20 protein-coding genes are annotated in these 21257 nt (G+C 61.5%); 7 read left to right on the forward strand and 13 right to left on the reverse strand.

The window, feature by feature from the left end:
- Positions 1 to 104: 104 nt before the first annotated feature.
- Complete coding sequence (locus KGA82_RS05490; RefSeq protein ID WP_223449840.1) at positions 105 to 839, reverse strand: thioesterase II family protein; 735 nt, start codon at positions 837 to 839, stop codon at positions 105 to 107.
- A 170-nt stretch (positions 840 to 1009) separates the two neighbouring features.
- Positions 1010 to 2182, reverse strand: a complete 1173-nt coding sequence (locus KGA82_RS05495; RefSeq protein ID WP_223449842.1) for an MFS transporter — start codon at positions 2180 to 2182, stop codon at positions 1010 to 1012.
- Between the two features lie 353 nt (positions 2183 to 2535).
- Here KGA82_RS05495 and KGA82_RS05500 point away from each other — a divergent pair, with 353 nt between their 5' ends.
- Complete coding sequence (locus KGA82_RS05500) at positions 2536 to 2925, forward strand: hypothetical protein (protein ID WP_223449845.1); 390 nt, start codon at positions 2536 to 2538, stop codon at positions 2923 to 2925.
- On the opposite strand, the gene KGA82_RS05505 is transcribed toward KGA82_RS05500, so the two are convergent.
- Positions 2901 to 3893 (reverse strand): GlxA family transcriptional regulator, encoded by a 993-nt coding sequence (locus tag KGA82_RS05505; protein ID WP_223449846.1) that lies wholly within the window; start codon positions 3891 to 3893, stop codon positions 2901 to 2903. The genes KGA82_RS05500 and KGA82_RS05505 overlap by 25 nt on opposite strands.
- Before the next feature lie 90 nt (positions 3894 to 3983).
- Here KGA82_RS05505 and inhA point away from each other — a divergent pair, with 90 nt between their 5' ends.
- Positions 3984 to 4667, forward strand: a complete 684-nt coding sequence (inhA, locus tag KGA82_RS05510) for an isonitrile hydratase (protein WP_008027950.1) — start codon at positions 3984 to 3986, stop codon at positions 4665 to 4667.
- Between the two features lie 481 nt (positions 4668 to 5148).
- Here inhA and KGA82_RS05515 read toward each other — a convergent pair whose 3' ends face one another.
- Positions 5149 to 5637, reverse strand: a complete 489-nt coding sequence (locus tag KGA82_RS05515) for an SRPBCC family protein (protein ID WP_223449852.1) — start codon at positions 5635 to 5637, stop codon at positions 5149 to 5151.
- A gap of 198 nt (positions 5638 to 5835) precedes the next feature.
- Here KGA82_RS05515 and KGA82_RS05520 point away from each other — a divergent pair, with 198 nt between their 5' ends.
- Together KGA82_RS05520 and KGA82_RS05525 are read left to right on the forward strand one after the other, a co-directional pair.
- On the forward strand, positions 5836 to 6759 hold the full coding sequence (locus tag KGA82_RS05520) for an ADP-ribosylglycohydrolase family protein (protein ID WP_223449853.1): 924 nt from the start codon (positions 5836 to 5838) through the stop codon (positions 6757 to 6759).
- 48 nt (positions 6760 to 6807) lie between these two features.
- A complete protein-coding gene (locus tag KGA82_RS05525; RefSeq protein WP_223449855.1) occupies positions 6808 to 7209 on the forward strand; it encodes a lysozyme inhibitor LprI family protein in 402 nt (133 codons plus the stop codon).
- Between the two features lie 113 nt (positions 7210 to 7322).
- On the opposite strand, the gene peaD is transcribed toward KGA82_RS05525, so the two are convergent.
- The 4 genes from peaD to peaA all read right to left on the reverse strand — a co-directional run bounded on the left by peaD (position 7323) and on the right by peaA (position 11883).
- On the reverse strand, positions 7323 to 8441 hold the full coding sequence (gene peaD, locus KGA82_RS05530; protein ID WP_008039931.1) for a quinohemoprotein amine dehydrogenase subunit beta: 1119 nt from the start codon (positions 8439 to 8441) through the stop codon (positions 7323 to 7325).
- Between the two features lie 25 nt (positions 8442 to 8466).
- Entirely contained in the window at positions 8467 to 8790 is a 324-nt protein-coding gene (qhpC, locus tag KGA82_RS05535) for a quinohemoprotein amine dehydrogenase subunit gamma (RefSeq protein ID WP_008027961.1), read from the reverse strand.
- 1 nt (position 8791) lies between these two features.
- A complete protein-coding gene (gene peaB / locus KGA82_RS05540; protein ID WP_046032632.1) occupies positions 8792 to 10222 on the reverse strand; it encodes a quinohemoprotein amine dehydrogenase maturation protein in 1431 nt (476 codons plus the stop codon).
- A gap of 80 nt (positions 10223 to 10302) precedes the next feature.
- The gene (gene peaA, locus KGA82_RS05545) at positions 10303 to 11883 is read right to left on the reverse strand and encodes a quinohemoprotein amine dehydrogenase subunit alpha (RefSeq protein ID WP_223449859.1); all 1581 of its coding nucleotides are present in this window, start codon (positions 11881 to 11883) and stop codon (positions 10303 to 10305) included.
- 345 nt (positions 11884 to 12228) lie between these two features.
- Between peaA and KGA82_RS05550 the strand changes: the two genes are divergently transcribed.
- Positions 12229 to 12585 (forward strand): hypothetical protein, encoded by a 357-nt coding sequence (locus tag KGA82_RS05550; protein ID WP_008039921.1) that lies wholly within the window; start codon positions 12229 to 12231, stop codon positions 12583 to 12585.
- A 50-nt stretch (positions 12586 to 12635) separates the two neighbouring features.
- On the opposite strand, the gene KGA82_RS05555 is transcribed toward KGA82_RS05550, so the two are convergent.
- On the reverse strand, positions 12636 to 12890 hold the full coding sequence (locus KGA82_RS05555; protein WP_008027970.1) for a DUF1652 domain-containing protein: 255 nt from the start codon (positions 12888 to 12890) through the stop codon (positions 12636 to 12638).
- Between the two features lie 202 nt (positions 12891 to 13092).
- On the opposite strand from KGA82_RS05555, the gene KGA82_RS05560 reads away from it, so the two are divergent.
- The gene (locus KGA82_RS05560; protein WP_192228860.1) at positions 13093 to 13815 is read left to right on the forward strand and encodes a hypothetical protein; all 723 of its coding nucleotides are present in this window, start codon (positions 13093 to 13095) and stop codon (positions 13813 to 13815) included.
- Positions 13816 to 14046: 231 nt separating this feature from the next.
- A complete protein-coding gene (locus KGA82_RS05565; RefSeq protein WP_008039918.1) occupies positions 14047 to 15537 on the forward strand; it encodes an aldehyde dehydrogenase family protein in 1491 nt (496 codons plus the stop codon).
- Between the two features lie 126 nt (positions 15538 to 15663).
- Here the strand turns inward: KGA82_RS05565 and KGA82_RS05570 are convergent, their stop codons facing one another.
- Genes KGA82_RS05570 through KGA82_RS05585 form a run of 4 tightly spaced genes read right to left on the reverse strand, consistent with a single transcriptional unit; the run spans position 15664 to position 21239 of the window.
- Positions 15664 to 16953 carry a tryptophan 7-halogenase gene (locus tag KGA82_RS05570; RefSeq protein WP_223449863.1) on the reverse strand — a complete coding sequence of 430 codons (1290 nt, stop codon included), beginning with the start codon at positions 16951 to 16953 and terminating at the stop codon, positions 15664 to 15666.
- On the reverse strand, positions 16950 to 17627 hold the full coding sequence (locus tag KGA82_RS05575; RefSeq protein ID WP_008027979.1) for a S8 family serine peptidase: 678 nt from the start codon (positions 17625 to 17627) through the stop codon (positions 16950 to 16952). The genes KGA82_RS05570 and KGA82_RS05575 overlap by 4 nt, the downstream gene beginning before the upstream one ends.
- Entirely contained in the window at positions 17617 to 19335 is a 1719-nt protein-coding gene (locus KGA82_RS05580; protein ID WP_223449865.1) for an ABC transporter ATP-binding protein, read from the reverse strand. Before KGA82_RS05580 ends, KGA82_RS05575 begins: the two co-directional genes overlap by 11 nt.
- Entirely contained in the window at positions 19335 to 21239 is a 1905-nt protein-coding gene (locus KGA82_RS05585) for a sigma-54-dependent Fis family transcriptional regulator (protein WP_223449866.1), read from the reverse strand. Before KGA82_RS05585 ends, KGA82_RS05580 begins: the two co-directional genes overlap by 1 nt.
- Between the last annotated feature and the right edge of the window lie 18 nt (positions 21240 to 21257).

The raw sequence follows: 21257 nt of genomic DNA on the forward strand, positions 1-21257 counted from the left end.
TAAGTGTCAGCGGGGAGGTGGATCGAGGTCTGTGGACCGCCAAAAATCATTGTGGGAGCGAGCCTGCTCGCTCCCACAGGGGGATAGGTGATCTTGAGATTGTATTAGGCAGTGGCGGCCATGGCGTGCCGGCGATGGTGAACGTCGAGCTGGTCCTTGATCACGCGCAGCACCTTGGCTTCGTGCTCATGGATGAAGAAGTGACCGCCGGCCAGCATGTCCACGGAAAAACTGCCGTGGGTTTCCTTGCTCCAGCCGATCAACTGTTCGGTGGTTGCGCGATCCGCCTTGCCGCCGAGCACGTGCACCGGGCATTTCAGCAGCGGACGCTGGATCGGCTCGAAACGGCCGCACAGCAGGAAGTCTGCGCGCAGAATCGGCAGTGTCAGGCTCATCAGCTCTTCATTGGCCAGCACTTCTTCGCTGGTGCCATTGAGGGTGCGCAGTTGCTCGATCAGCTCGGCATCGGTCTTCGGATCAGCGAAACCCTGATCGTAATCAGCCCGCATCGTCGGTGCAGCGGTGCCCGAGGCGAACAGCGCCACCGGTTCCGGGCAACCCAGCGAGCGCAAGGCATGGGCCATTTCACAGGCCAGCAACGCACCAAGACTGTGGCCGAACAGCGCGTATGGCGCCTTGAGCGTGGCTTTCTGTTCCTGGGCGAGTTGCAGCGCCAGGCGCCGCATGTCGGTGTGCAACGGTTCGCCGAACCGCGCGCCACGGCCCGGCAGTTCCACTGGCTGCAGCTTGAGCCACTCCGGCAGCTTGCGCCGCCAGCGGCTGTAAACCATGGCGCTCGCGCCTGAATAGGGCAGGCACAGCAATGTCAGCTGGGTCACCGGGCTTACCTCGAAAAGTTGTCTGTAAAGAGAACGGACGAGCGCCGCAGGGAATTAGTCGACGGTGATGACGCCTTCGCGGGCAAGCCTCGCTCCTACAGGACGCACTGAAGCCTGTAGGAGCGAGGCTTGCCCGCGAAGAAGACAGCGAGAAGTCACTGAATGAATACTTACCTAAGGTGGCGATAGGTTGGGACCGCGGAACCAAGCACCACCGCCCCCGCCGCAATCGCCACCCAAAACCCGCTGCGCGCGCCAAACGCATCCACCAGCCAACCCGAGCTGGCCGCGCCAATCGCCACGCCGATGCTCATCCCCGTCACCAGCCAGGTCAGGCCTTCGGTGAGTTTGGCCGGCGGCACGATGCGTTCCACCAATGCCATGGCGACAATCAGCGTCGGCGCAAAAGACAGACCCGCGACGAACACGGCCAGCGCCAATCCGACAATATTGGTCGCCAGCAGCAAAGGCAACGTAGTCACCGCCGTCGCCACCCCGCCGTACAGAAACAGTCGCGGCAGCGGCACTTTCGAGCGCAACGCGCCGAACGCCAAACCGGCCAGGCATGAACCGATGGCATACACCGACAACACAATGCTCGCCGCCGCCGGTTGCCCTTGATGCTGGGCGAAGGCCACGCTGACCACATCCACCACGCCGACAATGGTGCCCATGGCGACCATCAACAACATCAGCAACTGAATCTCGCTGGAACGAATGATCGAGCCCTGATGGTGTTCTTCATGGGGATGTATCGCCGGTTCGGTGTCCCGTTGCAGAACGAACGCCGTGACGCCAATCGCCAGCATCAGCAGTGCCGCCAATGGCCCTGCTTCGGGGAACATCACCACGCACAAGCCTACCGACAGCGGCGGCCCGACAATAAAACAGACTTCGTCGAGCACCGACTCCAGGGCGTACGCGGTTTGCAGTTGCGGCTGGCCGCGATAGACCTCGGTCCAGCGCGCCCGCACCATCGCCGACATGCTCGGCATGCAACCGGCCAGCGCGGCGAACACAAACAGTGTCCATTGCGGCGCCTGCAAACGCGTGCACAACAACACCAGCAACAACGCGCCGCCACCGATCAGTGCCGACACCGGCAAAATCCGACGCTGCCCGAAACGGTCCACCAGCCGCGAAACCTGCGGCGCGCAAAACGCCGTGGCCAAGGCAAACGTCGCCGCCACCGCACCGGCCAATCCGTAGCCGCCCTGCAATTGCGAGAGCATGGTGATCAGGCCGATGCCGGTCATGGAAATCGGCATGCGTGCGATCATCCCGGCCAGCACAAAGGCTCGGCTGCCCGGGGCTTTGAACAGTTCGCGGTAGGGGTTGGCCATGGCTCGGCTCTCGACAAGGGCCTGCAAGTTGCCATATGGCCGCTTAAGGTGGAAGCGGCGAAATGTTGGTTGAATGTGAAGGCCCTATCGCCAGCAAGCCGGCTCCTACAGTTGATCGCGTTTCTTCTGGAAGGACTCGGTCCACTGTAGGAGCCGGCTTGCTGGCGATGAACGTTAACTCGGTCCGCCTGCTAAAACACTAAGGCTCTGTGGCCCACACACCTACAAGCACTAAACAAAACCGCACCGCCCCCGGAAAATCGTTTGTTGCCACTCATTACATCCCCACCTAACATCCCTCCTCAACGGGTACAGCGGAGCTGTCCAACAAAACCCGAATTCAAGGAACCAGAATGAGCCAGCGCATCTACCGCAGCATCGACACCCCACTCCGATCCGGCCTGAACCGCGATGAACTGTGGGAAGGCCCCGACAAAGGCCTGATCAAATGCTGGGAAATCGGCCGCCAACGCGCCGCCCGCTTTCCCGAAATGGCCCAACAATGCCTGGCCGGTGAACTGCCGGTGCTGGGCTGGAAAGGGGGCGTCAGCCGCAGCCTGAAGAAACTCGAAAAGTACGGATCCCTCAAGTACCTCGCCCAGTGGCAAGGTTTACGCGGGGAAGACCTGGACGTTGACCTGGCTGAAGAGCGGGCATTGACCTGCTCGCGAACCGGGATGGTGGTGACGTTTACGCCGGATCGGGCGAAGTACTTCAATCAGGTCATGGAAACGGAAGGCTGATCCGCCTCGGAACTCACTGAAAACCGCTCGCGATAGGCTTGCGGCGTCACGCCCATCGCCCGCAGGAAGCTGCGCCGCAACGTCTCTTCGCTGCCAAACCCGCACTGCACCGCGACCCGTTTGATCGGCACGCCGGTATCGCTGAGTAACCGCCGCGCCGTTTCGACCCGAATCAGTTCTATGGCCCGCGCGGGCGTCTGGCCGGTGTCGGCGCGGTAGTGACGGACGAAGCTGCGTTCGCTCATGCCAGCCTGCAAGGCGAGGGTCGGAACGCCCAGGTCCATGGTGAGGTTTTCGCTGATCCAGGCGTGAAGATCGTCGAAACGGTTGCCTTCCTTTTGCAACGACAGGGTCACGCTGAATTGTGATTGACCGCCCGGACGCTTCAAAAACACCACCAACTGCTGCGCCACTTCCAGCGCCATGGTGCGACCGAGGTCCTCTTCGACCATGGCCAGCGCGAGGTCGATACCGGCAGTGACCCCGGCCGAGGTCCAGACCGGGCCGTCATTGATGAAGATCGGATTGGGTTCGACACGCAAGCGCGGGTGTTTTTGCGCCAACTGCTCGCAACGGGTCCAGTGAGTGACCACCCGCCGGCCATCGAGCCAACCGCTGGCCGCCAGCAAAAACGCCCCGGTACACACCGATGACACCCGCCGACACCCCGCCGCATGTTCACGCACCCAAGCCACCAGCGCCTCATCCTCCGCCGCCGCATAAACGCCCCAACCGCCGGCAATGATCAGGGTGTCGCTGCCCTGCCCGGGCAACGGCTCGGCCACCAGCGCCAAGCCCGCCGACGACATCACCGCCCCGCCGCCGCTGGCAATCACCGTCGGCGCGTAAGGCGGCGGCAAGCCTTTCTGGCGGGCAATGTCATTGGCCGAGGCGAATACCTGCAGCGGCCCGGTGACGTCGAGCAGTTGCACGTTGGTGAAGGCGAGTACATGGATAGTCTTGGGCATGCTTGGCGTAATTCGTGGGGTAATTGGCGTATACGCCAAATCCTACGAGCCTACAGTGAAGCCGTCCACCCACTTCACGAGAAAAACACCATGACGTTGCAGATCGGTTTTCTGTTGTTCCCGCAGGTTCAGCAACTGGACCTGACCGGCCCTTACGACGTGCTCGCCTCGCTGCCGGACGTGAAGGTGCATTTGATCTGGAAAGACCTGATGCCGGTCACCGCGAGCACCGGCCTGGTGCTCAAGCCCACCACCACATTCGACGATTGCCCGGCGCTGGATGTGATCTGCGTTCCCGGCGGCAGCGGTGTCGGGCCGTTGATGGAGGATGAGCAGACGTTGGCGTTCATCAAGGCGCAGGCGGCCAATGCGCGGTATGTCACCTCGGTGTGCACCGGCGCGCTGGTACTCGGCGCGGCAGGTTTGCTCAAGGGTAAGCGCGCCACGACTCACTGGGCGTATCACGAGTTGCTTGGACCGCTGGGTGCAATCCCGGTGAAGGATCGGGTAGTGCGCGATGGCAATCTGCTGACCGGTGGCGGGATCACCGCCGGGATCGATTTTGCCCTGACCCTGGCGGCTGAATTGTTCGATAAGGACACGGCGCAATTGGTGCAATTGCAGCTGGAGTACGCGCCGGCGCCGCCGTTTGAATCCGGCAGCCCGGAATCAGCGCCTCAGAGTGTTTTGGCAGAGGCTCATCGGCGTACGGCGCCATCGTTGCAGCAGCGGACGCTGATCACTGAACGGGCCGCAGCAAATCTCGGCTTGTAGGTAATCAATGTGGGTTCAGGTTCGCTCATACTCTGTGTACGACGGGGATGAATTGTAGGAGCCGGCTTGCTGGCGATGGCGGTGGGTCAGTCAACAGATTTATCGCCTGAACGCACGCCATCGCCAGCAAGCCGGCTCCTACAGTTGATGTGCGTGATGGTTGAGTCACTTTTCTACGGGCGAAAAAAAACCCGCCAGAGGCGGGTTTTTCCCAAGACCATTGTCGACTCCCTGTCGGTAGCGAATCCTTGCTGATGGTCGATCATCCGTGATCCTGAAGCGCTTCCTGTGCTTCAGTTGATGTGGCTAGATTACGCATCGGATCCAATGTGCAATAGACGACATAGCTACCATCGCGTGTAAGACATTCGCTATACCAGCCCTTCCGAAAACCCTTAGGCGCCTCAGGTATCGAGCGCTCAAGCCGCGAGTTTCGCGGCCTGCAGCGGAGCTACGACGGGCAGCGCCTGCGCCATGGTGATCATTCTTCCTGTCTCACCCGGGCTTTGGCGGTTTCAGCCAAAAACTGTTCAATGTTGTTCATCTGTTCCTCCCAGCCCCGGCTGTCCATGCGGAAAGCCTTTTCGCGGCGTGTCTGGGGGATGTGATCGAAACCGGACTCGGACACCTTGAGCAACGTACCTTCAGGGTGGTCCTCCAGTTCGAACTTCACCAGCGTGGTGGGTTCCTGGGAATAGTCGACTTCCGGGCTCACCGCGTAGGGGTGCCAGCGAAACGAAAACACCCGCTCCGGCTCGACCCGCTCCACCAGCACATTCCACAAAACGTGCTCATAACCGGGGTACGTGACCTGCCCCTGAGTCCACTCACCGGCGACAAAACGCTTGCCTTCCAATGCCACGCCAAACCATTGCCCGAACGCTTCGGCATGGGCCAGCACACGCCAGACCTGCGAGCGCGGGGCTTTAAGCAGGATCTTCCTTTCGATGCGATCTGATGCTGGGTTCATAAGTCACCTCCTGTACTGAACAGTAGGCCTGTGTGACCACAAGTCCAACCCTAAAGTTGTACCAATCGGGCCTCTCAATCAACCTGCCTGAAATATTCGGCCGCACATCCGGGCCAAAGTTCGGCGCTGCGAACAAGAGTCATCAGGCGGGAGCTGCTACCGTTTGCAGGGACGACATTGACCGGACAAGGAAGATTCATGCAGCCCTCACTCACGGAACGTTATCGCGGCGCCCTGCTGGGCCTGGCCTGCGGTGATGCCGTCGGCACCACGGTCGAGTTTCAGCCACGCGGCTCGTTCAGGCCCCTGACCGACATGGTAGGCGGCGGCCCATTCAACCTGAAACCCGGGCAATGGACCGATGACACCTCAATGGCGTTGTGCCTGGCCGAAAGCCTGCTGAGCAAAAACGGCTTCGATGCCGCCGACCAGATGGGCCGCTACCTCAATTGGTGGCAATCGGGTTATCTCAGTTCCACCGGGGAATGTTTCGACATCGGCATGACCGTGAGCGAGGCTTTGGCCCGGTATCAGCAAACCGGCGACCCCTTCGCGGGATCAACCGATCCCTATACGGCAGGGAACGGCTCGTTGATGCGGCTGGTGTCGGTGGTTCTGTATTACTTCCCCGACCGCGACCGGATCAGGTCGTTTTCCGCAAACAGTTCCCGCACGACCCACGCCGCGCCTGAAGCCGTTGAGTGCTGCCAATTGTTCGCCGAGCTGACAGGTAACGCGTTACAGGGCGCGGCCAAAGCGGATTTACTCCGCTTGCCAGCCACGACCTTCATGGAGCCCAAAGTCGCCGCCATCGCACGCGGCGATTACTTCGAAAAACCCGAAAGCGCTATCCGTGGCAGCGGTTATTGCGTTGCCTCGCTGGAAGCCGCGCTGTGGTGTTTTCATCACACCGACAGCTTCGAAGCCGCCATCCTGAATGCCGCCAACCTGGGCGATGACGCCGATACCACCGCAGCCATCGTCGGTCAGTTGGCCGGCGCTTTCTACGGTGTCCAGGCCATTCCCGAACGTTGGCTGGCGAAGTTGTACCTGCGCGAAGACATCGAGGCTTGCGCCGATCAATTGCTCAAGGCTTCCGGCGCTGACACCGCAAGTGAATGAGGCTTCGCTACACTGCACCTCTTCTTTTCCTGTCACAGCGAGTTTCCCATGACCCCACGCGTGCTCCTGGCGCTGACGCCGTTGCTGTTCACCACCGTTGCCCATGCCGTCGATTGCGATAACGCCACCGACCAGGCCACGATGAATCAATGCGCGGCGCAGCAGAACAAGGCGGCGGACAAGGAGTTGAATGCGCTTTACCAGCAGATCACCGCGCGCTTGAAGGACAGCCCCGAGAGCAAGAAGCAGTTGATTGGCGCGCAACGGGCGTGGATCGGGTTCCGGGATGCCGAGTGCAGGTTTTCGGCGTCCGGGGTTGAGGGCGGGAGTGTTTATCCGTTGATTTACAGCAATTGCATCACGGACCTGACCAAGGCTCGGGTGGAGGCTTTCAAAACTTACTTGAAGTGCCAGGAGGGGGATTTGAGTTGCCCTGTGCCGGGGCAGTAAGTTCTCTAGCATTTTCCATGGCCTCTTCGCGGGCAAGCCTCGCTCCTACAAGGGATCACCGAAACCCGTAGGAGCGAGGCTTGCCCGCGAAGACGTCCTTTCAAACGCCGCGATTACCGGACGAAAATCTGCGCCGTGGTAATCGCCATATCCCCACCCGGCAACTTGATGCTGCCCACCTGTTTCAGGCTGTCGGCATCAAAAATCGCCACATCGTTAAACGTCCCCGCCAGGTAAATCTTGCTGCCGTCCTTGTTGAAGGAAATGCAGTAGTAGGAATGATCCAGCGTCGCCGCCTGGAGCATTTTCTTTTCCTTGATGTCGTACTTCGCCAGGCGATTGAGCACGCCGAACATCAGGTTCGGGTCCTTCGGCGAGCGCATGCCGCTGAAGTAGATTTCCGTCAGCGGGCCGAAGTCGGTGGTTTCGGTCTTGCCGGTTTTCAGATCGATGCTGAACAACCCGTACAGGTACTCGGCGGTCAACGGATCCTGCTTCTTGTCCTTGAACTTTGCCGCGGTGTAGAGCAGCGAGAAGTCATGGCGATAGGTCTGCTGGTTCCACACGTAGAGCACGTCCGGTGCGCTGTAGTTCGCCCGTTTCCAGTGCCGGCTGGGGATCAGTACGTCGAATTTTCCGGTTTTCACATCGACCTTGTAGACGTCCGCCCCGGCCACATACAGCGTGCCGTCGTCGCCACTCTGCATGATGGTCAGCTGCCGTGGCGCCGGGAAACTGCGCACGGGTTTGGCATCCATGCCGGCGTCGGTGGCGTAGACATCCAGTCGTGGCTGCTGAACTTCATAGCGGTCATTGAGCATCAACGTCGGGTTGGCAACGGTGAACAGCTCCTTGCCGTCATGACTGAGGGTGAAGGCGAACATCGACTTCGCTTTCTCCCCCGGCTTTTGGGTGATGCTGGCGTGGAACACCTGTTTGCAGCTGTCCAGCTCGACGCCGTAGACATCCGCGTAGTGATTGTTCAGCACGTAAGCGGTCTTGCGGTCCGGCGACAACTGGACGGTGCCCGGACCAAAGGCGTCGGGCATCTTGCAGGTCTTGAACAGCGTGTCCGTGGCCAGGTCGATCACGTGCAGGTTGTTCGGGTAATTGGTGGTCAACATGTACTCGTGACCGTCTTGCAGTGCAGTGTTTTCATCGGCCAGAACAGTGAGCGAACAGGTGCTCAGGACGGCAAACGCGGCCAGGCCGCAGGCTTTGATGCTAGGCATGCTGGAATCCTTCTTGTCTGTCCGATCACTTGTCTTTAGGGAAGACAGTGCCAAGGTTGCGCCAGTTGTCGTTGGACGCCTGGGCATCCTTGTTCCAGTCCGGGTAGGTGCTCATCATGTCCGGCACCTGGGCCGGCCACCAGCAAGGGTCGGAGCAGCCATAAAGGTCGGCTTCCATCGGCTGGCACAGCGACGACACACCGCCAAACGCATCGATTTCCCAGCCCGGGTCGGTGGTCGAGGCGCAGCCCGCGACAGAGCTCATCGCCACCACTTCTTCGATGCGGTTTTCGGCCGCGGCTTCATCGAGTTTCAACGCTTTGTTATTGATTGCCTTGAGATGTTTCATATCAGTGAGCCTTGCGCGGAGTGATGTAGCTGCTGATAAACGCAGGGTTGTTGGCCATGATCCGGGTGTAGACCTCGATGCCGAAGTCGACCCAGTCACGCATCAGTTCGCAGTAGTGATAGGTCGGGTGGGTCGGGTCGCCGTAACGGGCGTAACTCTCGTGGTAGCAGCCGCCGGAGCAGAGGTTGCGGATCTGGCAGTCTTCGCAACCGGTGTTGGTACGGTCGAGACGCTGGGACAGGAAGTCGTTCAACTCCACCTGTTTCACCCCGCTGTGCACGTTGCCGAAGGTTGGTAGCGAAGAGCCGGTGAAACGGTGACACAGGTTCAGTTCGCCCTTGTGATCCACCGCCAGCATCTTCAGGCCCGCGCCACACGGCAGGGCTTTTTTGTGGCCTTCGTGGATGTCGGTGATCAACTGGTGAAGGTTGGAGAAGCCGATGTTGCGGTGCTCCAGCGCCGCTTCCAGATAACGCCGACCGAGCTTCTTCATATTGGCGAAGACTTCGATCAGCTCATCGCTGGTCAGGTTGAAGGTGCTGATGTCGCCGGAAGTCACCGGGGCAAAACCGACTTCGGCAAACCCCAGCTCGTTGAACAAGTGATCCCAGATGGTTTCGACGTCGGTGACGCCGGTGGTCAACGTCACTCGCGCGCCAACCGGACGGCTGTTGTAGCGCGACAGCAGCATCTCGGCCTTGCGCCGCACCACATCATAGGTGCCCTGCCCGCCCACGGTGATGCGGTTGCGGTCGTGCACGGTTTTCGGCCCGTCGATACTGACAGACAGCCCGAAACGGTGAGCGTTGAGGTAGTCCACGGTTTCTTCGGTGAGCAGCGTGGCGTTGGTGGTCATCACGAACTCGACGAACTTGCCGGCTTCGCGAAAACGCTTCTCGCAATAATCGACCATGTACTCGATCAGCTTGCGATTGCTCAACGGTTCGCCGCCGAAGAACACCACGGTGAAGCGCTCTTCGTCCGGGGATTCGCGCAGCAGCATTTCCACTGACGCAATCGCCGTTTCGACGTCCATTTTCTTGCCCGCCGACGGCTTGTCGAGGTCTTCCTTGTAGCAGTAGGTGCAGCTCAGGTTGCAGCCGGTGTTGACGTTGAGCACCACGGTATTGATCGCGGTGCGCTCGACCCGTTTGGTGCCGATGTCCGGGGTCAGCGGCGAGCCGTCGCTGACCAGTTCCAGCGAGATCAGTTCGCGCAGGGTCTCGGTGATTTCTTCGCCGTTGAAACGTGCGGCCAGGCGCTGGATCAGGTCGTCCGACGAACAGCCTGGACCGCGCAAGGTGTCGATGATGGTGCCCGTCAGCTCATCGCTGGCGAACAGCGAACTGCTGGGAATGTGGAACAGCATGCGGTCGGCGTCGACGTGCACTTCGTGCAGATTCCGCTCGACCAGATTCAAAATAGCGCCCATTGCAACCTCCTGTGCAGACCTCCTTCACGAGGCCTGCGGTCATTCCAAAAAGTGTCTGAAACGGTTAACGGTCAGCCAACTCATGGAATGGGTGGATTGTTCCAGCGTTGCACGGTGACGATCATGTGGCCCTCGCCGGTCAGGGATTTCCCTGCGTCGTCGACGGCGGCGATCACCTTGAGGTTGCCGGCATTGTTGGTGGACATTTTGCGTTGCGGGTTCGGCCCGGCATCGCCCGGTGTGAACACGCCGCTGTCAGCCTGCATGGTGCCGGCGAACTTGACGTCTTCGTCTTCCTTGGCGCGGTCGTCGAAGGCTTCGACTTTCCATTGCGCCGGGAACACGCCGATGCGATACGGTTTGCCGTCAGATCCCTTGCCCCAGGCTTCGGCGTCAAAACGGCCCTGGACTTTCGGCGTCGAACCACCGCCCTCACCGATCCGCGCCACCGAGAACTCGGGCACGACTTTGACTTCGGCGATTTTGCTGTAGACCGACAGGGTCGGGCCTTTCAGCGTGCCGACGGTGACGTTGCGCAGCCCCGGTTGGGCGTTGGCGGCAGCCTTGAGCTTGACGCGCATACGCTGCGGACTTTGCTCCAGCACTTCGACCACTTCCACGCCTTTGCCGAAGTTCGGTTTACCGCTGAGACCGCTGCCGACCAGGGTCACTTCAGACTCGCTGCCGGCCTTGAGGTAACCCGGCTGCACGGCGAGCAAACGACTGCTGCCCTGCTTGGCCGCGACGAAGTCCAGACCCCGTTCATCGTGCTCGGCCTCGAACATCCGGCCTTGCATCGCATTGCCTTGGGCGGCGAACACCTGGCGCATGGTCACGCCGTCGATGGTCACGTTGCCGCGCCATTCGTAGCCGGTGTAGAGAATCGCGCTGCCGTCGCCATTGAACGGCGTGCCGTCGGCGTATTGGCCTTTGACGCTGACCTTGAAGGTGTCGTCGCCAGCGGCGGTCACGCTCATCACCCCGGCCAGTTCACCTTTGCCCGGCAAGTGGCCGCTGAAGCTCCAGTCACCGGCAAACGCTTCGGCTTTGGGTGCTGCGCTCAGCCATTTTTTCCAGGCCGGGTTGTCCAGCGGATACCGCTTGGCCAACAGCGGCACCATGTCTTTACGGGCAATGTCGAACCAGTCGCGGTCACGGGCCAATGCCTGGTATTCGAGGGACGGCCATTGGCCGAGGTGGAAGTTCACCAGGCGCTCCCATTCCTGGGCCGGACGCCGTTGCAGGGCGACCCGCGCACCGGAGTGGCAGCGACCGCACATCTGGCTGGTCTGGTCGTCGAACTTCTCGACGGTATTGAGTCGACGCTCCAGCGCGTAACGCACGCCGTCGGTCTCGCTCGGCGCCAGGCCCTGGGTGTCGGCCAGGTATTTGACCAGGGTACGGCGGTCGTCATCGCTGATCTGCAAACCGTGCATGGTCTGCATCCGGGCGATGCTCATCAGCCAGCCTTCCGGGGTTTTACGCTGGTGGCTGATGCGGCTCAGGGTGTTTTCGGCTTCAGGGGTGTGACAGCCCTGACAGGTTTCCTTGAGGATGGTCTGGGCGTCGCGGGCTGCCAGGCTGTCAGGCGAATGCAGCGCCACACACGCGGCCACGGCCAGCAGACTGACGCTCAGGCCTGATCGGAGTTTTCTCTTCATCAACGTCGAACCTCGCACGGTGCTTTCTTATTTTTGTGGCTTATCGTTTTTATGGTTTCTGCCGCCGGCGGCGCACCGCAGACGGAGGCAAGAGAAACGTCTGCGATGAGCAATACACGGAGCGTGCCAGCTTGCCGATTACCTTTTTTATCAAGCGTTTGCGTGAAGTTGAATGCGATTGGCCATGCTTGATCGAGAGCGCGTGCGTCTAATATCGCGACAGTTGTTGCAGTCTGAGACAAGCATAGATGCCTTAACCGGGACAGCTCATCGCACGACGATTGACGACAGGCCCGTGCGGGGGCGAAATGGTTGTTCACCAATTGCCGTTCAGGGGATAACGAAATGGCAAACATCACTGTCCTGGCGGGGGACTTTCTGCAGGGTGACGGAGAGTACAGAGACGGCGTTTTCACCTTGAGAACGTCGCTTCACCCGTGGCCCGGCATCACCCTGCCACTCTCCTCGTTCAAAAGCGTGGAAGTCGCCAACGAAGAGTCGATCAACAACATCAAGGACGCCATCGGCTTCGGCGTCGCCGGCGCCATGCTGCTGGGGCCCATCGGCGCGATTGCCGGTTTCATGCTGGCCGGAAAAGAAACCGAAGTGACCTTTCTGGCAACGCTGAAAGACGACAAAAAGCTGCTGGCCGCCGTTGATAGCAACACGTTCGACGAGATTTCCCGGAAAATAGCAGCCTGATTGCCTGACGCGAGCCGCACCGGCCTTCAACGGTGCGGCTTGTCGCCGGTTCAGATGGAATAGGTGGGATGAATGCTCTTGTGCGCCTCGATTTCCTGGCGCATGTCCGCCACCAGCGTGGCGATGGCATGGGGACTGTCCAGTGTCCACACCGGAACGTGGGTGGCGATCAGGTCCACTTTGCCCGTCATGCAGTCACAGACCCGGATCGTCATGGACTGGTCCGCTTCCATGTTGCAGGTGCAGACGGCGGGTAGAAAACTGTGTTCGATGATGCTTTGAATTTCCAGGGTTGAAAGGAACATCGCAACCTCCCTTACGCCAGATGTATAGCAGGGGAAATGCTCCGTCATTTCACCACCGAGCCTGAAAATTCTATTCCCCAAAAGTGGGGGGCTCAAGGGCGCAACCCGGTTGCTCGTCGTCTCGACGGGCGGTCATCGGCGCTCAAGGTATCGCGCTTTGCGCCGATAACCTGCCTACACCAAACGTTAAGGGAATGACGACATGGCAATTTCTTTAAATGCTGCCTTGATCCAGCCATCGGCGGCTCAGCTCAGCCAGTCCAGCCAACCACTGACCGCGAAAACGCTGAGTGAAGACCTGCAGAAAACAGCGGTCAACATCAATCCGGCAGCGATTTACCATCCAGGCGATGAAACCCCGGCACCCAGCCCGGCCATGGAATCGATCGAGACCTGGATCGGCCGATCCCAGTCACCTGACTTCCCGCAGGTTGCCGAGCGGCACAAAAATGCCCATCAATCGCTGAAATACTCTTTTGAAGAGTTCCAGTCAGCGTTGGCCCACGCCTATCCGGATCTCGCCGACAAAAAATTCGGCTTCACCATTCAAGCGGATGGAAGCCTCAAAGCCCTCAACAGTTCAGGCCAGCTCAGTTCCTCCGATATGAACCGGCTGAACAATCTGCTGAATGCTTCCAGTTCGCTGAAATCGGCAGCGAGCAGTTACCGCGACGCCTCCATCGACCTGGTGGCCGCCGACTCTGTATGGGGCGGCAGCTACGTGGGCGGGTACAACCTGAACAAGGAAAACTTCGCCAACACCATCGATCTGGGCGCCCTGTTCTTGAAGAAAGGCTCGGTGCCAAACGCTGAAACCCTGAACGGCTTCTTCTCTTCCCAGCTGTGGAGTAAAGGCGAGCGGATGACGCGGGAGACGGAAACGGTGATGTTGGCCGAGCGCAACAAGATCGACGTGACGGCCTGATTCCGACAACAGGCGCGGAGTGCCCGAATCAGCTCAGGCCACATCGTTGGCCTGAGCTGAAAAACCCGTCTCTTGAATCTCAGCCGCCGTCGCGATTTGCGACAACACAGCGGAACCCGACGGCCCCGAATTTCATCCCACGCCCGCCGCCAAAGGGCTATCCGGCCCTTCCGGACAGTTGGCACAGCCATTGCGAAAGCCTCGTTCTCACGAACAACAAGAGGCCTCGCCATGACGCTCCCCTACCTGCTTCCCGCCACCTCGGCGTTCATCCAGCGCGCCCCGCGCATGCTTATCGGCGGCGACTGGGTCGAGGCTGCCGACGGCCAGACCATGCCACTGCACAACCCGGCCACCGGCGAAGTGCTGTGCGTGGTGCCGCGAGCCACGCCCGAAGACGTTGACCGTGCGGTGCTCGCGGCGCGTCAGGCGTTCGATGATTCCGCCTGGACCCGCACCCGCCCCCGCGAGCGGCAGAATTTGCTGTGGAAACTCGCCGACCTGATGGAACGCGACGCCGAACTGCTGGCGCAGCTGGAATGCCTGAACAACGGCAAGAGCGCGGCGGTGGCCCAGGTGATGGACGTGCAACTGTCCATCGACTTCCTGCGCTACATGGCCGGTTGGGCGACCAAGATCGAAGGCTCCAGCGTGGAAGTGTCGTTGCCGCTGATGCCAAACGATCAGTTCCACAGTTTCATTCGTCGCGAAGCGGTGGGCGTGGTCGGCGCCATCGTCGCCTGGAACTTCCCGCTGCTGCTGGCCTGCTGGAAACTCGGCCCGGCACTGGCCACCGGTTGCACCGTGGTGCTCAAACCCGCCGACGAAACCCCGCTGACTGCATTGAAACTCGCTGAACTGGTGCTGGAAGCGGGTTATCCCGAAGGCGTGTTCAACGTGGTCACCGGCACCGGCATCACCGCCGGTTCGGCGCTGACCCACAACCCGCTGGTGGACAAGCTGACCTTCACCGGCTCCACCGCCGTCGGCAAGCAGATCGGCAAGATCGCCATGGATTCCATGACCCGCGTGACCCTGGAACTGGGCGGCAAATCGCCGACCATCGTCATGGCCGACGCCGACCTGAAGACCGCCGCCGCAGGCGCTGCCAGCGCGATTTTCTTCAACCAGGGTCAGGTCTGCTGTGCCGGTTCGCGGCTGTATGTGCAGCGCAAGCATTTCGACAATGTGGTGGCGGACATCGCCGACATTGCCAATGCCATGAAGCTCGGCAACGGGCTGGACCCGAGTGTCGAGATGGGGCCGCTGATCTCGGCGCGCCAGCAGGAACGGGTTTACGGGTACATCGAAAAGGGTCGGGAAAGCGGAGCGACGATTGCCTGCGGCGGTGAGCAATTCGGGCCGGGATTCTTCGTCAAACCGACGGTGATCGTTGATGTCGACCAGAAGCACTCGCTGGTGCAGGAAGAGATCTTCGGGCCGGTGCTGGTGGCCATTCCATTTGATGATGAGGCCGATGCGTTGCGCATGGCCAACGACAGTCCCTACGGGCTTGGCGCGAGCATCTGGTCGAATGATCTGGCGGCGGTGCACCGGATGATTCCGCGGATCAAATCCGGTTCGGTGTGGGTCAATTGCCACAGCGCCCTGGACCCGGCGCTGCCGTTTGGCGGGTACAAGATGTCGGGGGTCGGGCGGGAGATGGGGTATGCGGCGATTGAGCATTACACCGAGTTGAAGTCGGTGTTGATCAAGCTTTGATTTTCAGCGTTCTTTAGGCCGCCTTCGCGGGCAAGTCGGATCGCCGCATCGCTCGCTCCTACAAGGGCACGAAAACCTGTAGGAGCGAGGCTTGCCCGCGAAGAGGCCAGATCAGTCACCACAAACTCAGGGCTTGAACCCCTGCCCCAACAACCAACTCCTGACCATCCTCCCCTGCTCCACCGTCAACCCCGCCAACGCCTGCCCGGCCGGTTCGGTCCGCAACCTGCGCACCAGCGGCGCCAACTCAACCCCCTGCACATGCCAGATCCCCAACGGCTGATCCGCTGTGATCACCACTTCGGCCTCATCCACAAACCCATCCTTCAACACCGGCGCCCGTTCGATCCGCAGCGCGGCAAAATCCGCCTCGGCATGCGCCACCTCGGCATCCGGCCACTGCTGCCGCGCCTGCCAGAATGGTTGATCCAGCCAACGCTGCTCATCGGCATAAAAATCCCGCCCGATCCGCGCAAAACGCAAAAACAACTGCTCCACCCGTTGCTGATGAAAGCGCTGGGCCAACGCCGACCGCTCAGGTTTTCGCAACAACGTGTTGATCACCGTCGGCGCCTGCAACGCCGAGGACAAGGACTGAAAGATGCCATTGCCCGACAGCGGGTCCACCGCCATCGCCGCATCGCCGACCCGAATCCAGTTTTCGCCGCACACTTGCGGGCTCAAAATCGCGGTGCTGCTGCGGGCGTGCAGCTGTAGATCGACCTCATGTTCGGCACCAAAAAACTCACGCGCCAACGAGGAACCCTGGCGCTGCCGGCGACAATAATCGAGCAACTGCGCCTTGCCCGGCAGCTCGGCGCTGGCGACGTCCACCGTCCATTGCCAATAACACTGACCGTCCGCCCGCCGCGCCATCCACGCCCAGCCGTCCGCAAGACTTTCCACGGCACTGGCGGTGTTGCCCGGCGCGCCTTGCCAGCGATTGAGCAGGCTGACCGTCTCCGGCCCGCGCAGCCCCTTGCCGAGTGCCGGTGCCTGGCGTCCGCGCGCCTCCACCAGAAAATCGGCAACCAACGCTTCGTGCCCTTCGATCTCGACCCGATGTCCCTCCGCCGAGGTCTGAACGCTCAGCACCCGACCTTCAATCAGCTCAACGCCCGCCAGGCGCAGGTCCACGCGCAGTCCTCGATCAAAGCTCGGGCGGTCCAGCAGGAATTCGATGTTTTGCGCATGCTGCTGACCGTTCCACGACACCTGCCGCTGCGACGGCAAGGCCGCATCCGCCAGCGCCTGATACAGACCGGCACCGCGCAATGCCTCCAGCACCCGCAGCGAAACGCCTTCCAGCGCGGCGAACCGGCGCCACTCGCTGACCAGCGTCACGGGGTAACCGAGCCGCCGCAAGCCCAAGGCAACCGCCGCCCCCGCTGGCCCCGCGCCCAGAATCAGGATCATGCTCCGAAGCGCCGTTCAGGACCGCGATAACGGGCATTCTTGCGCAGCCAGTCGATGATCTGTTCGTTGCTCGCCTCGGGCTGTGAAACCAGGAACCCGGCAATGTGCCCGCTCAACGCCGCGCAGCCCAGACTGGCACCGGACTGCCCCGGATACGTCCCGTGCACGCACGCCGCGAAATCCGCCTGAGCGCTGTTGAGCCATGACCATTCCTGTTCGGCGCAACGTGCATCGCCGGTCACCCGCAGCACCTGTGGATAATTCGCCGGGAACACGCCCTCGCCCTGCGCCGGGCTCGACGCACACAGCAGAATGCCTTGCGCTACCGCTGCCGCGCAGGCTTCGCGCAACAGACTGCGGTCCTGGCGCAAACCGAGGCTCAGATTGATCAGCCGTACGTCCTGCGCCACCAGCCAGTCAATTGCCGTGGCGATCTGCAAGGCGCTGGTGACGCCACGCTGGTCGAACACCTGAGCCACGCAGAACACCGCAGAAGGAGCCCGATGACTGATGGCTTCGATCACCGCACTGCCGTGGCCGAGCGGGTCGTCGCGCAAGTCACTTTCGGCCAGACCGTCCGCCAGCAACGAGAACCGTCGTCCGGCGATCACCTGCACCCGCTGCGCCGCCGAATGGCCGCTGTCCACTACACCGATTCGCAGTTCAGATTTCATGCAGCACCGTTTTCGACGTGAGCACGCCGTCGAGCAATTCAAAGCGCAGGTCGGCATCGGCCAGGGTTGAAGGGCGATGACTGATGAGGATGCGCGTGCGTCCGGCAAACAGTCGGTCGATGGCCTCGATCACTTCGCGCTCGGTGGCTTCATCCACCGCCGAAGTGGCTTCGTCGAGCACCAGAATAAGCGGGTCCTGCAACAGTGCCCGGGCGATGGCGATGCGCTGTTTCTGCCCGCCGGACAACTGCTGCCCGCGTTCGCCCAACGGACTGTCGAGACCTTCGGGCAATGAGGCGATCAGGCTGTCGAGTTGCGCCAGCCGCGCCACGTCGGCGATTGCTTCGCGGCTGGCATCGGGTACCGCGTAGGCCAGATTGTCGGCGAGGCTGCCGCGAAACAGCACGATGTCCTGACTGACCACGGCAATCCGCCGGCGCAACTGGAAAAGGTCCAGTTCCCGCAGGTCGACTTCGCCGAGCAGCACCCGCCCGGACTGTGGATCGTGATGCCGTTGCAGCAAATCGATCAGCGTCGATTTGCCGACGCCGGAGCCGCCGCTCAGGGCGACTTTCAAACCGTAGGGAATCCGCGCTTCGATGCCGCGCAAGGTGCTCGGCCGACCGGGATGGCTGAAGTGCACGTCGTCGAAACGCAGTTCACCGGAGGACGGCATTGGCCGGGGTTCAACTGGGGTCAGCACGGTCGGTTCTTCACCGCGCAATTCCATGACGCGCCCCAGACTGACCGTCATCCGCTGAATCGCCACGTAGAGCCCAAGCAGACTTTGAACCGGTCCGACCGCCATCCCCAGGTACGTGGAAAACGCGATCAACGCGCCCAGTTGCCAGGTCCCCTGCACCACCCAATAACCGCCAATCAAAAACGCACAGGCACGGGACAGTGAGGTCAGCGTGCCCGGCACCGCCTGGGTGAAAAACTCGGTGACTTGCAGGCGCAGCAATTGACTCATGTAGCCCTGCCCCAACGCCTCCAGACGCCGCGACTCACGTTGCTGCTGACCGGCCGACTGAATGAATTTCATCACCGGCAGGGTCTCGACCATGAACGACGACATGTCCGCCGAACGCTCGCGCAACTGGCGCACATCGCGCTCGACCTTGCGCCGCATCCAGCGCAGCCAGAGCACATCGAGGGGAATCAGCACCAGCGCCAGCAGCGACAACTTCCACGACAACGTCAGCAGCATCGCCACGGCGACCACCAGACCGATCACGCTCGACACTGCCGAGAACAGCGAATCCACGGCGAAGCGCTGGATCTCCGCGACATCGCCATCGAGGCGCGACATCAGGTCGCCAATGCGCCGTTGCCCGTAGAAGCTCGGCGACAGGGTTTGCAAATGCCGATAAAGGTCATCGCGCAGCGAGAACAGAATCCGCCCGGACAGCCGCGTGTGCAGGTAACGATTGATCCCCGAGAGCGCTGTGCCGAGCAGCCCGGCGACGATCATCAACCCGGCGATCAGCACCAGCATGGGGAAGTTGCGCGCCAGTAAGCCATCGTCGATCAACAGCTTGGTCAGCCAGGGTTGCACCAGCACCAGCGACGAGGCGCAGACCGATAAACCGAGCAGTCCGGCAATCGCCAGACGATGCGGGCGCACAAAACTGTAGAGCCAGCGCAACGCCGCTTGCAGGGCTTCGGGGTTCTGGCTGTCGATCAGCCGAACGATCAGGCGCTGCATCACGAACGCAACTGTTTGAGCTTGCGGTACAAGGTTGCGCGGCTGATGCCCAAGGCGTCGGCGGCGGCCGAGACGTTGCCCTGATGGCTGTCCAGGGACTGGCGAATCAGCTCCAGTTCGTTTTCGCGAATGCTCCCGGACGCCGGCCGCTCGCTGGCGTTCAGTTCGTCGAGCATGCTGTCGGGCAAGTGATCGAGGGTGAGGACGGTGTCCCCCGGTTCGCGCATGGCCAGCGCGGTGCGCAAGACCATTTCCAGTTGGCGGATGTTGCCCGGCCAGTGGTAACCCGCGAGCAAGCGGTTCAAGTCGTCATGCAGGAGCATGGCCGGTGCGTCTAGCCTGGCCAGCAGACGACCGACCAGCGCGCCGAAATCGTCGCGTTCGCGCAGGGCCGGCAGCATCACGCTGATACCGTTGACCCGATAGAACAGGTCTTCACGGAAGTGTTTTTCTTCGACCAGGCGTTTGAGGTCGCGGTGGGTCGCGCAGATCAGGGCGACGTCGATGTCCTGTTCTTCACCGGCGCCCAAAGGCGCGACCTTGCGGTCCTGCAAAACGCGCAGCAGACGCGCCTGCAAGGCCAGCGGCATGTCGCCGATTTCGTCGAGAAACAACGTGCCGCCATGGGCCTGTTGCAGACGCCCGACCATGCCGCCGCGCCGGGAACCGGTGAACGCGCCTTCACGGTAGCCGAACAGTTCCGACTCGATCAGGCCTTCGGGGATCGCCGCGCAGTTCACCGCGACAAAGGGCTTGTCGCAGCGGCTGCCAGCCATGTGCAAGGCGCGCGCGATCATTTCCTTGCCGGTGCCGGTTTCGCCGAGCAGCAACACCGGCAACTCGTTGGCCAGCCCCTGACGGGCCATGCGCAGGGCGCGGGCATAACGGACGTTGCTGCCGGCCAGGGCGTCGAGATCCGGTTGAGGTTTGGCGGTTTTCGCCGGGCTGCGCGGCGGCGTGCTGACGTTGATCGAGCGCTGCGGTGCGCGCAGGGTTTTGTAGAAGAACTCACCTTTGGCGGTCTGCAAACTGCCGACGCCGCCCTGGTGCAAACGCGACAACAGTTGCAAGCCATCGACGCCGAGAAACTCTTCGCAACGGCGACCGACCAGCGCCGAGCGTTCGGCATGGAGCAACTGACACGCCTGGGCGCTGACCGCAAGAATCTGCCCACCAAGGCTCACCGCCAGCAAGCCCTGCCAAGGGGATTCGAGGTACTGTCGGCGGCTGTGGAACGCCAGCACGATCTGGTCAGGGAAACTGGCGTTGAACACCCGGCTTTCAATCTGGCTGACCGCCATGGCCAACAGCGCGGTGCTGTCGTGAACTCGGCCGAGCGGGCCTTCGCGGGTCAGGTCGAGGACGCCGAGGATGTCGCCTTGCGGGCAATAAATCGGCACGGAGGTGCAGGAGAAATCGGTCAGGCGATCGAGGTAATGCTCGCCGCAATCGATCATCGTCGGCCGGGCTTCCACCAGCGCGGTGCCCAGCGCGTTGGTGCCGCGAGCGGCTTCGCTCCAGCAGGCACCAAGGGTGATGTCCTGCAGGCCGCTGCCCTTGAGGCGATCGGCACGGCCTTCGACCGCGAGGATGGTCGCGTCTGAATTGGCGAGGATGATCAGGCCTTCCTTGCCCTGGCGCTCGGCCAGGTAATCGATCGCCGGCAATGCCGCGTCGATCAGCAGGCGATTGTTCGCCAGCAGCACGTCGAGGCTCGCGCTCGATTCCAGCGCCAGTTCATGTTTGCTGTTGAAATGCACGCCATGGCTGAGGCTGCGTCGCCACGATGCATCGATTTCCGCCCGCAACACGCCATCGGGGACTTCACCCTCAAGATGGAGTTTTTCCCGGGCCAGCCGGGCTTCACGGTGCAGCTTGGGGGAAGTTGTTTTTATTAGCGTCATCAAGCGCTCCGGATCGGT

Source organism: Pseudomonas sp. BF-RE-22, assembly GCF_019956155.1.
In the GTDB taxonomy this organism is placed as follows: Bacteria; Pseudomonadota; Gammaproteobacteria; order Pseudomonadales; family Pseudomonadaceae; genus Aquipseudomonas; species Aquipseudomonas migulae.